General features: G+C 51.6%; 13 protein-coding genes. 10 read left to right on the forward strand and 3 right to left on the reverse strand.

Annotated elements, in window-relative coordinates; translation table 11 throughout:
* Nucleotides 1-79 precede the first annotated feature (79 nt).
* From mgtE to ppdK, 5 genes are all read left to right on the forward strand, one after another.
* Nucleotides 80-1,438: a magnesium transporter gene (mgtE, locus tag BUB13_RS16825; protein WP_072909933.1), complete on the forward strand. Its 1,359-nt coding sequence runs from the start codon at nt 80-82 to the stop codon at nt 1,436-1,438.
* A 9-nt stretch (nt 1,439-1,447) separates the two neighbouring features.
* On the forward strand, nt 1,448-2,182 hold the full coding sequence (gene recO, locus BUB13_RS16830; RefSeq protein ID WP_072909934.1) for a DNA repair protein RecO: 735 nt from the start codon (nt 1,448-1,450) through the stop codon (nt 2,180-2,182).
* Between the two features lie 114 nt (nt 2,183-2,296).
* Nucleotides 2,297-3,166 carry a glycine--tRNA ligase subunit alpha gene (gene glyQ, locus BUB13_RS16835; RefSeq protein WP_072909935.1) on the forward strand — a complete coding sequence of 290 codons (870 nt, stop codon included), beginning with the start codon at nt 2,297-2,299 and terminating at the stop codon, nt 3,164-3,166.
* A gap of 42 nt (nt 3,167-3,208) precedes the next feature.
* Nucleotides 3,209-5,272 (forward strand): glycine--tRNA ligase subunit beta, encoded by a 2,064-nt coding sequence (gene glyS, locus BUB13_RS16840; protein WP_072909936.1) that lies wholly within the window; start codon nt 3,209-3,211, stop codon nt 5,270-5,272.
* 255 nt (nt 5,273-5,527) lie between these two features.
* Nucleotides 5,528-8,194: a pyruvate, phosphate dikinase gene (gene ppdK, locus BUB13_RS16845; protein WP_072909937.1), complete on the forward strand. Its 2,667-nt coding sequence runs from the start codon at nt 5,528-5,530 to the stop codon at nt 8,192-8,194.
* A gap of 42 nt (nt 8,195-8,236) precedes the next feature.
* Here ppdK and BUB13_RS16850 read toward each other — a convergent pair whose 3' ends face one another.
* Nucleotides 8,237-10,414, reverse strand: a complete 2,178-nt coding sequence (locus BUB13_RS16850) for an EAL domain-containing protein (RefSeq protein ID WP_072909944.1) — start codon at nt 10,412-10,414, stop codon at nt 8,237-8,239.
* A gap of 18 nt (nt 10,415-10,432) precedes the next feature.
* Nucleotides 10,433-12,535: an HDOD domain-containing protein gene (locus BUB13_RS16855; RefSeq protein WP_161947664.1), complete on the reverse strand. Its 2,103-nt coding sequence runs from the start codon at nt 12,533-12,535 to the stop codon at nt 10,433-10,435.
* A 374-nt stretch (nt 12,536-12,909) separates the two neighbouring features.
* Here BUB13_RS16855 and BUB13_RS18975 point away from each other — a divergent pair, with 374 nt between their 5' ends.
* From BUB13_RS18975 to BUB13_RS16865, 3 genes are read left to right on the forward strand one after another with little or no spacing between them, the layout of a single operon-like run.
* Nucleotides 12,910-13,086: a hypothetical protein gene (locus tag BUB13_RS18975; protein WP_153305047.1), complete on the forward strand. Its 177-nt coding sequence runs from the start codon at nt 12,910-12,912 to the stop codon at nt 13,084-13,086.
* A 9-nt stretch (nt 13,087-13,095) separates the two neighbouring features.
* Nucleotides 13,096-14,235, forward strand: a complete 1,140-nt coding sequence (locus tag BUB13_RS16860; RefSeq protein WP_072909939.1) for a hypothetical protein — start codon at nt 13,096-13,098, stop codon at nt 14,233-14,235.
* 50 nt (nt 14,236-14,285) lie between these two features.
* On the forward strand, nt 14,286-15,197 hold the full coding sequence (locus BUB13_RS16865) for a sulfurtransferase (RefSeq protein WP_072909940.1): 912 nt from the start codon (nt 14,286-14,288) through the stop codon (nt 15,195-15,197).
* Between the two features lie 62 nt (nt 15,198-15,259).
* On the opposite strand, the gene BUB13_RS16870 is transcribed toward BUB13_RS16865, so the two are convergent.
* Nucleotides 15,260-15,586 carry a hypothetical protein gene (locus tag BUB13_RS16870; protein WP_072909941.1) on the reverse strand — a complete coding sequence of 109 codons (327 nt, stop codon included), beginning with the start codon at nt 15,584-15,586 and terminating at the stop codon, nt 15,260-15,262.
* A 448-nt stretch (nt 15,587-16,034) separates the two neighbouring features.
* On the opposite strand from BUB13_RS16870, the gene BUB13_RS16875 reads away from it, so the two are divergent.
* Both BUB13_RS16875 and BUB13_RS16880 read left to right on the forward strand, forming a co-directional pair.
* Nucleotides 16,035-16,265, forward strand: a complete 231-nt coding sequence (locus BUB13_RS16875) for a hypothetical protein (RefSeq protein ID WP_072909942.1) — start codon at nt 16,035-16,037, stop codon at nt 16,263-16,265.
* Between the two features lie 52 nt (nt 16,266-16,317).
* A complete protein-coding gene (locus tag BUB13_RS16880) occupies nt 16,318-16,548 on the forward strand; it encodes a hypothetical protein (protein WP_072909943.1) in 231 nt (76 codons plus the stop codon).
* The last annotated feature ends 162 nt before the right edge of the window (nt 16,549-16,710 follow it).

Below are 16,710 nucleotides of genomic sequence, written 5' to 3' on the forward strand. Positions count from 1 at the left end.
CTCTGAATATGGAGTGTTAATTTCACTGCGGTTTCAATCTAATTTATTCAGCCGATTTCGGAGTGTCAGGGAGGTTCTGATGCACGAGCAGAAAATGCAGGTACTTCAGGGGACGGTCAGCAAACTGCTGCGTCGTGGTGCGACCAACAACCTGAAAAAAGCACTCGGAAAGATCCATCCGGCTGATATTGCCCACCTGTTTCGTTATTTCGATCTTAAAGACCAGAAAAAACTGCTCGTTCTTGTCCCAGATATGGAGCAGGCTGCAGATGTTTTCAGTGAGCTAGAATCTGATTCGCAAGCCAAGTTAGCAGAACAGTTGGAAAAAGACTTTCTGATTTCGCTCGTCGAAATGATGGCGGATGATGATAGCGCTGAATTGATTCGGAGTTTGCCGGAAGAGCTGGCAGAGGATATTCTTGCTGCAATACATGATGATCATTCTGACGATGTCGAGCAGTTGCTTGGTTACGATGAGGATACCGCTGGCGGTATCATGTCGACCGATGTTTTCGCTCTGGGACAGGATCTGACTGTCAAGCAGGCGATCGAAGCGTTGCAAGACTCTGAAGATTACGAGATGGTCTTCTATGTCTATGTTGTCGATGAGCATAATCACCTGGTCGGTGTTCTTTCCCTGCGGCAGCTTCTGACTGTTCCACCGGCCACTTCACTCGCTGATGTGATGACATCCGATGTCCTCCGAGTTCGCACCGATATGGATCAGGAGGAGGTTGCCGAGCTGGTTGCGAAATACAATATTCTCGCGATTCCTGTTGTCGATGAACATGGCAAGCTGATGGGTCTGATAACCGTCGATGATGTTATCGACGTTATGCGGGATGAGGCGACTGAGGACATCCTGCGCATGGCAGGTACCAGCGAGGAAGAACTGCTTTATGGATATAAGTCTTTTCATGTCGCCCGCCTGCGCTTGCCCTGGCTGCTGACAACCCTGGTTGGTGGTGTCGTCACAGGTACTCTGATGTGGTACTTCAAGGCAACGCTTGAACAGGTGATCATGTTGATCTCTTTTATTCCTGTTATTACTGGCATGGGTGGTAACGTTGGCGGGCAGACGTCGACTATCATCGTGCGTGGATTTGCCACTGGCCGGATCGATTTTTCCATGATACGGCAGGTTTTTTTCAAAGAACTGCGGGTTGGTTTGATAATGGGTACGACCTGCGGCCTAGTGATCGCCGCTGTTGCCATGATCTGGCATCAGAATATATACCTTGGGCTCGTCGTTGGCTTGGCTATGGTGATGGCGATTTCAGTCGCTGCTTGCATGGGCGTGCTGGTCACAGCTTTCTTCAAGAAGGTCGGTATCGATCCGGCCATTGCTTCCAGTCCATTTGTTCAGACTGTCAACGATATTACCGGGATCCTCATCTATTTCTCCACCGCGACCCTGTTTCTACATCATCTCATCTAGGCGCCTGGGATGTCCGGCCGGGTCGAACGCTGCAAGGCGCTGGTTCTGCGCCATATTGATTATGGTGAATCTGATCGCATTGTCTCGTTTCTGACTGCTGAGTTCGGGCTACAAAAAGGCTTTGCCAAGGCGGCGCGAAAAAGCCGCAAAAGGTTTGGCGCTGCACTGGAACCATTCTCTCAGGTTGTTGTTCATTGGGGTTCCGGGCGAGGGCAGCTCTGGTCGTTGCAAGAGGTGGAGCTTTTGAACAGCCGTTCCGGGCTGCGCACTGAATTGGAACGTCTAGCCCTGGCAAGTTATTCTGTTGAATTAGTTGAATTGCTGCTGGAAGAGGGGGAAGCACACCAGCAGATTTACGAGCTCATCTGCGCGTTTCTCGATTATCTCAGTCAGGCTGGTGATACTGCCTGTGCCCGCTTGCTCCTGGAACTTCGTCTGATTTACCTGCTAGGTTACATTCCTCATCTGCTGCATTGCAGTGAATGCTTGAAGATTTTTGCCGATGAGCCGGTTCGTTTTGACGCAGCGCGTGGTGGTAGTCTCTGTCTCCAATGTGCATCCGGTGGCGGAATTGAGATCAGCCTGGGAACGATCGGATCCCTGGCACGCAGTCTTAATGTCGGTCATCAGCAGTTTTCAGGTTTCCGTTTCGGGCAGCGAACGCTGGACGAGGGAGGACGCATGTTGAGTCAGGTTCTCGCGAGTGTTCTTCCGCGCTCTTTAAAATCAGTAAAATTTCTGTAATCCGGCTAAAATGCTGAGTTTCTTGACATCTTTCGGGGTGGAAGCTACACTCGCGTTCGGACTTTTAATCCGTATTTCCCGCTATGCGCGGCGTGATAGTTTTTTGGAGGTAATGTGACTTTTCAGGATCTGATTCTTTCCCTGCAGAATTACTGGGCCAAGCAGGGCTGTATCATCCAGCAACCTTACGATATTGAAAAAGGTGCCGGGACTTTTAACCCGGCAACATTTCTGCGTGCCCTGGGCCCAGAGCCCTGGAACGTAGCCTACGTTGAGCCTTCGCGCCGTCCAACCGATGGCCGTTATGGCGAGAACCCAAACCGCCTGCAGCACTACTACCAGTTTCAGGTTATCCTCAAGCCGTCGCCGCAAAATATTCAAGAGCTTTATCTCGATTCGCTGAAAAGTTTCGGCATCGATCCCAATGCCCACGATATTCGTTTCGTCGAGGACGACTGGGAATCGCCGACCCTCGGTGCCTGGGGGCTTGGCTGGGAGGTCTGGCTCGATGGTATGGAGATTACCCAGTTTACCTATTTCCAGCAGTGCGGCGGTATCGACCTGAAGCCGATTCCGGGCGAGATCACCTACGGTATCGAGCGGATTGCCATGTACATCCAGGGTGTCGACAATGTCTACGATCTGGAGTGGATCGACGGCATCAAGTACGGCGATGTTCACCACCAGACCGAGGTTGAATTTTCTCACTACAACTTCGAAGAAGCAGATACCGGCATGCTCTTCCAGTTGTTCGATATGTACGAAAAAGAGTGCATCCGCCTGGCGGAGAAAGACCTTGTTTTCCCGGCATATGATTTCGTCCTCAAAGGCTCGCACGCCTTCAATCTGCTCGATGCGCGTAGTGCTATTTCGGTCACCGAGCGCGCCAGCTACATTGGCCGGGTACGTAATATGGCCAAACTTTGTGCCGAAGGTTATGTCAAACAGCGTGAACGACTCGGCTACCCGCTGCTGAAGAAATAATTGCCTGGTCGAGTAGATCGGGATTCGAATCTGGAGATAAAGATGTCCGCAGAACTTTTTCTTGAAATCGGCACCGAGGAAATCCCGGCGGGATTTATTCCACGTGCCCTTGCTGATATTGAACGCCTGCTCTGCAAAGAGCTAGAAGCCGCCCGCATCACTTATGGTGCTGTTCGCACCTTTGCGACTCCGCGGCGCCTGGCGATTTCACTTGCCGATGTTGCCAAGGAGCAGCAGCGTCAAGAACTGGAGCTGACTGGTCCACCGGCCCGTATTGCTTTCGATGCCGACGGGAAGCCGACTAAAGCCGCGGAAGGTTTTGCCCGCACCAATGGTGTCAGCGTTGACGAACTGCAAACCATAGAGACTGAAAAGGGTGAGTACCTGTTCCTGTCGAAAGTGATTGAAGGGGGCGAGTCGGCGGAGCAAATGCCGGAGATCCTGGCGCAGGTGGTCAGCAAAATTCAGTTCAAAAAATCGATGCGCTGGAAGGATCTCGATGTCCGCTTCGCTCGCCCGGTGCACTGGCTGGTCGCGTTGTTTGATGGCGAGGTCGTTCCATTCTCATTCGGCGATCTGCAGAGCGGTTCTCTCTCGCGCGGGCACCGTTTCATGGCTCCGCAGGAGTTCTCCGTGACCGGCGCCGATGATTATATCGAGAAGGCGGAAGCCCAACATGTTATCCCGCAGATCGAAAAGCGTCGCCAGATGATCTCCGAGCAGCTCGAAACACTCGCCAAAGAACTGGGTGGCAAGATCAACCCCGACGATGAACTTCTGGAAGAGGTTAGCTTTCTGGTCGAAACACCGCAGGCGCTCGCTGGCAGCATTGAGGAGCGGTTCCTGCAACTGCCGCCGGAACTGCTGATTACCAGCATGCGTGAGCATCAGCGTTACTTCACCCTGATTGATGATAACAGCAAGCTGTTGCCGCATTTCATCACCATCGCCAATACTCTGGCGAAAGACCCCAAAGTGGTCATTGCTGGTAACGAGCGGGTGTTGCGTGCGCGTCTCTCCGATGCCATGTTCTTCTGGGAGGAAGACCAGAAGCAGAAACTGGAAGCGCGTCTCGAACCGCTGAAAAAAGTTGTCTATCAGGCCAAGTTGGGGACCAGCTTTGAAAAGATAGAGCGCTTCACTGTGCTGGCAAGCGGCTTGGCTGAGCAACTCTCTGCGGCCGATCTGGAATTAACCAAGCGTGCCTCGCTGCTGGCCAAGTGTGACCTGGAAACTGGCATGGTTTACGAGTTCCCCGAGTTGCAAGGCGTTATGGGGCGGGAGTATGCCAAGATTGAAGGCGAAGATCCGCGTGTCGCGACTGCGATTTTCGAGCACTACCTGCCGACCCAGGCGGGCGGCGAGCTGCCGAGCGACCATGTTGGTGCATTTGTTTCGCTGGCTGATAAGATCGATTCGATCTGTGGTTGTTTCAGTGTCGGGCTGATTCCGACCGGAACTGCTGACCCTTACGCCCTGCGCCGTGCCGCTATCGGCATCCTGGCGATTATTCTTGACCGCGGCTACGCGATTTCGATTCCGGAGCTGGTTGAGAAGAGCGTTGCTCTGCTTGAAGCCAAACGTCAGCGCCCGGCAGAGGAAATAGTTGCCGATGTGGTTGAATTCATCCGTTTGCGCCTGGTCAACATGCTGACCTCGCAAGATTACCCGGCTGACGTGGTCGATTCCGTTCTCAGCGCGGCTTTCACTGAACCGGTCGACGCCGTCGAGCGGGTGAAGGCGTTGGCAGCTCTCAAGGGCCGCGAGGACTTTGAGCCGCTGTCAGTCGCGTTCAAGCGGGTCGGCAACATTATCAAAGGCGGCCTCGATCAGCCGGTCGATACTGACCTGTTTGAAGCGGACTGCGAAAAAGAACTGTTTGCGCAGTTGCAGCAAGTGGAAACTAAAGTCGCCGAGCTGGTTGCCGGGCGGGATTACCCGGCAGCTCTGGAAACTATCGCCGGACTTCGGGCCCCGGTCGATGCTTTTTTCGACGGCGTTATGGTCATGGCCGAAGATCAAGCGGTCAAAAATAACCGTCTGGCGCTGCTGACCAGCATCGCCGGGTTGTTCAAGGGAATTGCCGACTTCAGTCGCATTGCCTGACATAGCGGAGTGATCGCCCGTAAAGCGATTTTTAGCTGCAGTCTTTTTGTGGCCGGTATGTTTCAGTTTGGGGGAGGTTCTTGGATGCGAGGAATCGATGGACCGTGGGTGGAATTCAGACGTTTTTTTCTGAGTGCAGCACCACCGGTTTGCCGATTGCTCGAATCGCAGGAGTCTTCCTCTAACTGTTTCATTTTACCGGCCTTTTTTTATTATTGAGATAGATGGACGAGACGAAAGAAGAGGAGTAGTTCAATGACGAAGTACGTGTATTTCTTTGGTGAAGGCCAGGTTGAGGGCGCTGGGGATATGAAAAATCTCCTCGGTGGTAAGGGTGCCAATCTCGCCGAGATGCTGTCGATCGGTTTGCCGGTCCCGGCGGGCTTCACCTTGACGACGGAAGTTTGTACCGCATTCTACGACAACAACCGTCACTATCCGGAAGAGTTGAGCGGCCAGGTCAAAGAGGCGCTCGGTAAAGTCGAAGCGCAGATGGGTAAGAAGTTTGGTGACCCGAAGAACCCGCTGCTGGTATCGGTTCGTTCCGGTGCCCGCGCATCGATGCCGGGGATGATGGACACTGTTCTCAATCTCGGTTTGAACGATGAAACCGTACAGGGGATTATCGATCAGAGTGGCGATCCGCGTTTTGCTTACGACTCTTATCGCCGTTTTATCCAGATGTACTCCAACGTTGTCCTGGAAATGGATGGCGATGTTCTCGAGCACATCCTGGAAAAAAAGAAAGAAGAAAAAGGAGTTGAGCTTGATACTGAATTGAACGCCGCCGATCTGAAAATGCTGGTCGAGCAGTTCAAGAAAAAAGTGCAGGAAGTCGTTGGACAGGCCTTCCCGGAAGACCCAGAAGAGCAGCTTTGGGGCGCTATCGGTGCGGTCTTCGGTTCCTGGATGAATCCACGCGCAATTACCTACCGAAAGCTCAACGATATCCCCGCTGAGTGGGGAACTGCAGTCAACGTGCAGTCGATGGTTTATGGCAATATGGGCGATGATTGCGCCACAGGTGTTGCCTTTACCCGTGACCCGTCGACCGGCGAGAACTATTTCTATGGCGAATACCTTGTGAATGCTCAGGGCGAAGATGTGGTTGCCGGTATCCGGACTCCGCAGCCGATCAACAAGGCCAAGTATAAAGAGGGTGATCTGCCGGCGATGGAAGATGTTCTGCCTGAATGCTACCAGCAGCTTCTGGAGGTTCGCAGCATCCTGGAAAAGCATTACCGGGATATGCAGGATATCGAGTTCACTATTGAAAAGGGCAAGCTTTACATGCTGCAGACCCGGAACGGCAAGCGGACTGCAAAGGCTGCGACCCATATCGCTGCAGAAATGGTCAAAGAAGGCCTGATCAGCAAGAAAGAAGCTGTTTTGCGGATTGAGCCGGAGCAGCTGGATCAGTTGCTGCACCCGTCCCTCGACCCAGCTGCGGACAAGGACGTCATCGCCAAGGGATTGCCGGCATCGCCGGGTGCGGCCAGTGGCATGGTGGTGTTCAACGCCGACGAGGCGGAAGAGCAGGCACGTTTGAAGAAGCGGGTCATCCTGGTTCGGGTCGAGACCAGCCCGGAAGACATCCATGGCATGCATGCAGCTCAGGGCATCCTTACCGCGCGTGGTGGTATGACCTCGCACGCAGCGGTTGTGGCCCGGGGAATGGGTAAGTGCTGTGTTGCCGGTTGTGGTGATGTGAAGATCGACTACGAGAAGCAGCAGTTCACCACCAAGGGTGGTGTCGTCGTCAAACGTGGCGACATGATCACCCTCGACGGTTCGGCAGGCGAAGTTATCTACGGCGATGTTCCGAAGGTGCAACCGGAGCTGAGTGGCGACTTTGCTGAGGTGATGACCTGGGCTGATGAATTCCGCCGCCTCAAGGTTCGCACCAACGCTGATACGCCCCACGATTCCAAGGTTGCCCGGGAGTTTGGCGCTGAAGGTATCGGTCTGTGCCGGACAGAGCATATGTTCTTTGAGGGTGATCGGATTCAGGCTGTGCGCGAGATGATTCTGGCGGAAGACCTGACTGGTCGGGAGAAAGCGCTGGCAAAGATTCTGCCGATGCAGAAAAGTGATTTCCTCGGTATTTTTCGCGAGATGAAAGGGCTCCCGGTCACGATCCGTCTGCTCGATCCGCCTTTGCACGAGTTCCTGCCGCAGACCGACGACGATGTCGCCGAACTGGCTTCTGCCTGTGGCGTCAAGTTCTCCGATGTTAAAGCGCACGTGGAACACCTGCACGAGTTCAACCCGATGCTGGGTCACCGCGGTTGTCGTCTCGCTATCAGCTATCCGGAAGTTTATGATATGCAGGTGCGCGCGATTATGGAAGCAGCCTGTGAGCTGGTTAAAAATGAAGGCTTCGATATCGTGCCGGAGATTATGATTCCGTTGGTGGCTCATGTTAACGAGCTTAAGATTCTGCGTGAAAATGCCGTGGCCGTAGCCGAAGAAGTGATCAAAGAATTCGGTGTCGAGGTCGAGTACCTGATCGGTACCATGATCGAGTTGCCTCGTGCTGCCCTGATGGCGGACAAGGTCGCCGAGCAGGCCGACTTTTTCTCCTTCGGTACCAACGACCTGACTCAGACCACTTACGGGCTATCACGCGACGACTCTGGCCACTTCCTGCCGGATTATGTCGAGCGTGGTGTTTTCAGGCGCGATCCCTTTGTCTATCTTGACCGTGCTGGGGTTGGCCAGCTGGTGAAAATGGGGAAAGAGAAGGGGCGTGCAACCCGTCCAGACCTGAAGGTTGGAATCTGTGGTGAGCATGGTGGCGAACCGAGCAGTGTTATCTTCTGCCACGAAATTGGTCTCGACTACGTCTCCTGCTCGCCTTACCGGGTTCCGATTGCCCGGCTGGCAGCAGCTCATGCAGCGTTGCAGGAAGAAGACGCATAACGCAAATGAAAAGGCCCGGCATTACGCCGGGCCTTTTTCGTGTCAGTGGGATTCTCCAAACCTGTCCGGATTGAAGCTTTTGATGTATTCCAGCATCTGCTCACCCGGCATCGGACGTCCGTAGTAGTAGCCCTGGGCGATACAGGCGCCGAAAGTTTTCAGATACTCGTGCTGGTCGATGGTTTCAACCCCTTCAGCAATGAAATCGAGCTGCAAGCCGTTGGATACATTGATCATCGCCGGAATGATGGTGTTGTCGTCATCGGCTTTGACGATTTTGCGCATAAAGGATTTATCCAGCTTCAATGTGTTGAGCGGAAGCTGGTCAAGATAGCTGAGTGAAGAGTAACCGGTGCCGAAGTCGTCGATGGCGATCTTGATGCCGTGGTTGGTCAGCTTGATGATGTTATTCAGCGTCGCTTCCATATTCTGGATCAGGACGTTCTCGGTAATCTCGATTTCAAACATGTTGAGCTGTAGTTCATAGTCGCGGATTTTGCTGATCAGGTAATCGGCAAACCCGTTCATTGCCAGCTGCACGGCGGAAATGTTGATGCAGATGCGCGGGTTGATCCCTTCACGGTGCCAGTCACGGGCATCGCGCAAAATGTTGCGTAGAATACAGTCGCCAAGTTCGTTGATCAGGTTTGACTCTTCTGCTGTTTCAATGAATCCCGTTGGTAGAATCAGGCCATGCTCAGGAGACTTGATTCTTACCAGAGCTTCGACCGCATGCAGTTTGTCGAAGGTCAGGTCGATCTGTGGCTGGTAGTAGACTGTCAACTGGTCTTCGTTGATCGCATTGCGGATCAGGTTTTCCGTGAATACCTTGTTGCTGTTGCCGTTGGTCAAGTCCTTGCTGTACAGGCAGATGTTGCTACTGGAGCGTAGCTTCGAATGACAGACGGCGATATCTGCGTTGCGGATCAAGTCTTCCTTGTTGCTTCCGTGGTCGGGATAAATCGACAGGCCGATGCTCAGTGCCAGGTGGATTTCGGCATGCTCGAAGTGAAGCGGGAAGGACGCTTCCTGGATGACCTTGTTAGCAACGCTAATTGCATCCTGCTCAGACTTTATTCCTGGCAGCAGAACGATAAACTCATCACCGCCGATGCGGGCGACGGTGTCGCCTTCACGAGTGCAGCGTTCCAGCATCGAGGCGACCGTTTGAATAACCTCGTCCCCCAGTACCGTTCCATAGGTGTCGTTGATCAGCTTGAAACGGTAGATGTCGATATACATAACCGCAAGCTTTTCCTGCTTGCGTTTGGCGTGGCTGAGCTGGACGGCAATGCGGTCGTTGAGCAGGTTGCGGTTCGGCAAGCCGGTCAGCAGGTCGTGGTTGTGCTGAAAGCGGATAATCTCTTCTGACCGTTTCTTTTCGGTAATGTCGCGGGCTACGCCGTAGGTGCCGACGAAGTTGACATTTTTTTCGCTACCACTACTCAGCTTGTAGCCGCCGGCAAATTTCCGTTCCACCTGCATTGCACGTACCTCAACATGCAGCAACGAGCCCTGATCTTTGCACTGCAGACGCAGCTCAACCTTTTTCGTCCCTTTCGGAAGTTTCGGTGAGGTGAAGAAATAATTGGCCCGGTTCAGATCTTTTGGATAGATGAAGGCGGAGTAGTGTTTGCCGAGCAGCTCCCGCTGCGTGTACCCGAGGGTACGGGTGAGGTTGCGGTTGACAAAAGTGAAGCAGCCGTTCTGATCGAGCATGTAGAGCAGGTCGGGCGAATTGTGTACGAGGAAGCGGTGCAGAGATTCCGATTCTTTGAGCTGGTTGATGATTTCCTGGTTCTCAATTTCCAGCGCTCTTTTTTCCAGCACATTTTTAACAGAAAACAGCAGTTCGTCAGGAGAGTAGGGCTTGCGAATAAAATCTTTGGCCCCGTTGGTCAGCACCTGAATTGCTTTGTTCAACTCAAGCTCGCCACTGACGACGATGACATTGGTGTCGATGTTGTTTTCTTTGATGTGGTTGATGACATCGAGGCCGTCAACGTTCGGCATGTTCAGGTCAAGCAGGACGAGCCCGTATTCCTGTTGCTCGAGTGCCCGTAAAGCGGCGAAACCACCGATGACATAAGAGCAATTGAGCCCGGACGAACTGAGAATCTGCTGCAGGCTTTTGCAGATCCTTGGATCGTCATCGACGATGAGCACCTCGATCGGTGCATGTGATGCAACCCCCCCGCTAATGTGGCGCATATCAAACATGTCAGAACCTATTTTCATTTAGTCAGCAGGCAAACTTTCAATCAGCCGGGGCAGCAAGATTTTGAACTCGGTTCCTGCACCTTGGCTCGAGTAACAGGATATTGTGCCGGACATCTCCTTGATTAAATCAGCGACAATCGACAGTCCCAGGCCGGAGTGTCCTTTTTTCGTGCTTTCGACGGGACGGAAAAGATTCTGCAGGACATGGTCCGGGATGCCCGGCCCGTTATCCCTGATGCTTAATTCAACAAAACGGTTGCCATTCTGAAAGCAGTTGTCGCGTGTACTGATGCTGATGCTGCCTTTTTCCTGCATCGCTTCAACTGCATTTTTAACGATATTGATGATGACCTGCTTCAGGCTGTTCTCCGGAAGCTGTAGCACCGGAAGCTGCAGGTCAAGATGCAATTGCGGCTCGATTTCTTTTGCATTGTAGAGGGAGTTGCCAAAGAAGTCATTCAGTTCGTGGATCAGCTTGTTGAGATCAACCTGCTGGGCACCTCCGGGCTGCTGCTGCCGCTCACGTGCATTTGCCAGGATAACGCCGACCCGCTCCATTTCCTCTTTGATGAAATCGATTTCCTCCAGCGCCGGATGGTCTTCTTCCAGTTTGCGACCAAGGATGTAGAGGTAGTTGTTTATGATGGTCAGAGGGTTTTTTACCTCATGAACGATTTTGTTGAACTCGGTCATGCTGATGTTTTCTTCGTCCGGTTCTGCAGCGTTGAACTCAAGGTACTTTTTGCCGATTTCAATCAGCAGTAGCTCAAGCAGTGGCAGCTTCTCCTTCAGGCCGGGCAGCTCTTTACGGCTGCTGCCGATCGCCAGTACACCGGCTTTTTCGGTCTTGCCCGAAACCGGGAGGAAACAGGCACACTCGGCACCGAGGATACGGGTCAGCTGCCGATCGATAATGGATCCCTGCTGCTTCATTGAATCGAGAGTCTGCCCCTGGTTAAAACTTTTTACCAAGACACTGTTTTTATCGCTCAGGTTGAAGGCGATTTCATCCAGCTTTGCCAGCTTCAGGTCATTGTCAGCGACCAACCTGCTGCCATCCGGGGTCAGGGAGAAGAAACAAATTTGCTTGAGATTGAACAGCAGGTCCAGGTTTATTCGCAGTTCTTTGACCAGGCTGCTGATGTCCTTGCTTTCGCCGTTGAGGAAACAGTGAGTCAGGGCAATATTTTTAATTCGTTCTGCCAACTCGTCAGCTTTCTGATCACGCGCCTGCATGACAGCCTCTGGCGAATCCTCCTCGTTGAAATGAACGCCGGGGAAGCCGAGTTGAGCAAGAACCTGTTTGGTGTCGTCTAGGGCCATTGCCAGGCACTCTAGACAGATGTCGGGGAGCAGTTGCAACAAATCTCCTGCCTTGGTGATGTCTTCTTCAGCAACATCTGTGTCGGGAGGTGAAGAGAGCGCGCTGGCAACAGATACAATTTTCAGCAAGGTCGGAGAGTTGAGCAGTTGCTCGGTATCGCTGTGCTGGAACTGAATCGCATCGGAAATCAGCGAATCAAGCTGCCAGCTCTCGATCAGTGTTGCACCAACCTCACAGTGATCGATGCCATAGTTCGTCTGCTCCAGTTCACAGAAATCGCGGCCATTTTCATAGTGTTCGAGAATCTGCTGGTAGTTTTCCTTGTAATTGATCAGCAGCAGGAGAATTCCGACCTGGTGCAAAAGCCCGGCAAGATAGGCTTCTTCAGTTTTCGGGTAGCCTATTTTGCGGGCTATCTGCTCAGCGAGGTGCGCGCAGAGCAGCGAACGTAGCCAGAGTTGATACTGTTGGGGATCTTTGCTTTTCGCCAGCTTGCTGAAGAAATTCTGGACCGCACTGGTGATAATGATCTTGCGGATGTTCTTCAACCCAAGGACAACCAGCATTCGCTTCAGGTCTGTGAGCTCATTCCACTGGCGATAGAGGGGAGAATTGGCAAGTTTGAGAAACTGGGATGTCAGACCGGCGTCTTTCTTTATCGCCTGGGTATATTGCTCAAAGCCAGCGTCGTCATTGCTGCACAGATCAAGCAGTTCGACCAGCAGTCCGGCTTCGGACGGCAGGTTGTCAACGGCAAAACTCCTGTCTTTAAGATAGATACGCTGCATATCTATCATCAGCCTTTCGTGATTGTTTAGCATTATTCTGGGCGAATCTGCTCTCTTGGAGCGTCTTAATATACAGTGATTTAACTATAGAAGCAAATTACTTTCTGCATAATCAGCGTAAATTTCATGATTTAACCGTTTTTTGACATTAGATATTTATTTGTTAGGTTTAAATTGAACGAGTAAAAAGCTTGCCTTTCTCTTTTTTTGAATCCTAGGGGAGGGGAGAAAATAGAGTCGAAACCCTGATTGGTAAAAAATAAGATTTAGCTCACACTTATTATTGTGTGGACATGAAAGTTTTGCTACTATCGCATGGAATGAAAATTCATTCACTTGAGCTTTTCGCTCAAGACGCTAAAGCTATCGTGAAGGAGGTAGTTATGTTTAACGGGAAGATCGTGGCGTTCGGGGTGCTTATCGCCGGGATGCTTTATTTTGCCGGCATTGCCGGGTCCTCAAGCTGTGTCGATTGCCATACCGACGTTGCCAAGCTCAAGGCGATTGCTAAAACATTGCCGAAAAAAGAGGCTTCGGCGGAAACTGCGGGCAAAGGCTGAGGCGGCTCAGTGGCTCCGTTGGAGCTACATGAAAAAGTTCTGGTTGCGAAAGATTTTCTGGAAACAACCCATGGCTCGATGGCCTGTACCGACTGCCACGGTGGTGATAATAAAAGTGACAATATGAAAAAAGCGCACGTCGGCATGACGGCAGATCCCACTTTCCCGGATGCCACCGCAGCTTGTGGGGAGTGCCACGCCGAAGAGGCCAAGCTTGCCAAAACCTCGCTGCACTATACTTTGGCAACTTATAAGCCGATTGTGCATCAGCGGGCATCAACCGATCCTGAAAAGTTGCAGAAGCTCAACCAGGGGATGGACAACCACTGTTATAGCTGTCACGCCAGCTGCGGCGAGTGCCATGTCAGTCGGCCCAATTTTGCCAAGGGTGGTTTTATCTCCGGGCACAATTTCAATAAGACTCCGGATCAGACCAATCAGTGCACGGCTTGCCACGGTAGCCGGGTCGGAAATGAGTTCACCGGCAAGACCGGTTCGGGAGACGCCCACTATACCAAGCACGATATGGACTGTATGTCCTGTCACAGTACCAAAGATCTGCATGGTGACGGCAAGAGCGATCACCGCGACCGCTACGATGTCAAGGGGCTGTCAGCTTGTGCGGACTGCCACCAATTGGACGACAGTGTCGAGCAGCACGCTATTCATGGTGACAAGGTGTCCTGCTACGTTTGCCACGCTCAGCCTTACGCCAACTGCTATGGTTGCCATGTCGGTCTCGATAGTAAAGGACTGGCCTACTATAAAAATCCTGACGAGGAGGAACTGTTCCGGATCGGTTTGAACCCGCTGCAAGACGAGGTGCATCCGGAAAAATGGATCCTGGTACGGAGAACACCTTCGGTGCCGACCTCTTTCGATTTTTATGGTAAAGAGCTGATGCCGAACTTTGACCGCCTCAATAACTGGAAGTATGCTTCGCCGCACAATCTCCAGAAGAAGACCAGTCAAAACCGCGAGTGTAACAATTGTCACGGTAATAAGGACCTGTTCCTGACCGAAGACAAGGTTAAACCCGAGTTCCGTAAAGCCAACGCCAAGGTGATTGTTGCGGATAAGTTGATCCCTGAAAAGCAGGCCGAGGCTGAGCAAAAAGAAGAACCTAAGAAGAAGCGCAGTTATTTTTAACCAGGTCGATTATTCGACCCTAACTTCACACTCTCTTAAAGGAGTAAGGAATGAAGCGTCTGACACATCTTTTGTTGGTAGCAATTATGGTTCTGGCGGTAGTCCCGTTTACCGCTGCAGAAGCACTTGCAGAGAAAGTTTTTGTCAAGGCTGAGCAGGTTGCCGAACTGATTGAGGCCGGTGCTCCAAAGCTGCGTGTTATCGATTGCCGGCTGGAAGAAAAAGACTACAAAAAAGGCCATGTCCCTGGCGCCGTCTATATGAATGTGCGCAAAGACCTGCGGATGAAAGGGGCGTGGGATACGATCGGTGTCCGTCGCCAAATCGAAGCTCAAGAGGAACTCTTCGGTCGCCAGCTTGGCATCGATAGCGATACCATGGTGGTGCTCTATGATGATGAAGGCTGGGATGCGACCCGCCTATTCTGGGAACTGAAATATACCGGTCATGAAAAAGTTGCAATCATCTTCGGTGGCTGGCCGGAGTGGCAGAGCAACAAGCTCCCGGTCTCCAAAGATGTCCCGAAAATTGAGCCGGCATTGTTTGTTGCTGATGTCCAGCCGGAGCTGTTGGCAACTTCCAGTTATATCATGAGTAAAATGGGTGATCCGAATACCGTACTGCTCGACGTGCGTCCGCCGGAACAGTTCAAGGGCGATGCCAAGCATCCAGCAGCCAAAATCGGTGGCCGCCTGCCAAGCGCAGTCAACGCTTTCACCCTGGCAAACTGGGAAAACAAGACCTACCTGAAAAACCCGGCAGAACTTGTTGAGATGTATGCTGATCTGGGTGTGACTCCGGATAAAGAGATCGTTCTTTACTGTAATACCGGCTACTACGCAGCAAACAGCTACTTTATCCTCAAGGCACTCGACTTCCCGAACGTTCGCGTTTATGACTATTCTTGGGTTGAGTGGAATGGTAAAGGGCATCTGCCGAAGATTGTCGGCAAAGCCAAGTAAAAAGTAAAAATACGCTTAACAAAAAACGGCCCCGCTTTTAATTTGCGGGGCCGTTTTTTTAGTTATTCCCGGTCTGGCCTGTCATCCCCTTTTTTGTCGGCGTTGACATGCAGGCCGCAATGTACGCAGCGCCTGACGGGGAAAAATGTTGGCCCGTGGGTGTGAAAACAGTTGCCGCAGTCGGGGCAGCGAACAACGACTGCCAGGGCGACGACGACACAGAGCAGAATCAGCCAGACGATAAAGACCTTGATAACCGTGTTCCAGCCACCAGCTGACTGCAACGAGATCATCATGGCTGGAACATAGACTGCGATTGTCAGCCACAGCAGTATCCGCCGTTGGCGGACTTTTTTCAGCCCAGCGCTAAACTCCTGCACATCACTCATCTTGTTTCACCCATCCTTGAAGTTGGGGCGTTGAGCAGCCCGTTAATCGTATACATATCTCATTTCAATCTGCTCGATAGTACTGTTTTTCAGTCGGGATATCAATCGAAGATGGCCGAAGCATTTTCGGCCAGGTTCTTGCCGGATAAATAAAATATTCTTACAGGAGGAAATGTATATTTTTTTCGAGGTTTATTTTCTTCTGTAATTATAACCTTTTACGTTTTTATCGGTTCGTGTTTTGACTGCCAGGTTGGGTCGGGGTGTATGTTCCTCATATACAACGATAAATTTTATTCTATTTTTTTGTCATCCTTAAAGCTTAGTGATTTCAGTGTTTTGGAGATTATTTGAAGTGCAAAGGGAAACTTGGCACAGTCACTGCTCTATAGTCATAGCAAGAAACGAAAACAAGAGAAGAAATTCTCATCAGTCAATGGAGGACATTATGAAAGCTATCGTACGCAACAGTTTAATCGCCCTGTTCACTTTTTCTTCTGCCGCATTTGCCGCCAATGGCGCTGCCGATACCGAGGGGGGCTTCCTGCTCTCACTGTTCATCGGTTTCTTCGCCTTGATCTTGGTGTTCCAGATTGTTCCGGCTTTTTTGCTCTTTGTCGGTATGATCCGTGGTCTGATGAGTGCTGATAGAAAAGAAGTCACAGGAATCAAGCACTGATAATTTTACTTCAGGTAAGAGATATCTGTAAAAATCAAAGGAGATAGGAATTATGAAATACGCACTGATGACACTGACTGCGACCCTGTTGGCTGCTTCCCCGGTACTGGCTGCCGATACCACCAAAACCTATACCAGCGGCATCCTTGTTCTTCTTTTCGTCGGTTTTTGTGCAGTGTTGGTTGTTATGCAGCTGCTGCCGGCAGTGATGAACCTGGTTGGCCTGACCAAGCAGGCAATGAAAGATTCTCGCAGCGAAAAGCTTGCTCAAGTCAAGGAATAAGCAACACCTCTGTATTGATGAATTCAATCGGGCGACTGTTTCAGTCGCCCTTTTTTTATAATTTTTCTGTCACGTCCTAAAATACGTTGACAGTTTTTTCCTAAGCCACCTCCCCCATGGAGGTGGCTTTCTTATGTACTTCTTCCGGTGTTTGCATATTCA

This window comes from Malonomonas rubra DSM 5091, assembly GCF_900142125.1.
In the GTDB taxonomy this organism is placed as follows: Bacteria; Desulfobacterota; Desulfuromonadia; order Desulfuromonadales; family Geopsychrobacteraceae; genus Malonomonas; species Malonomonas rubra.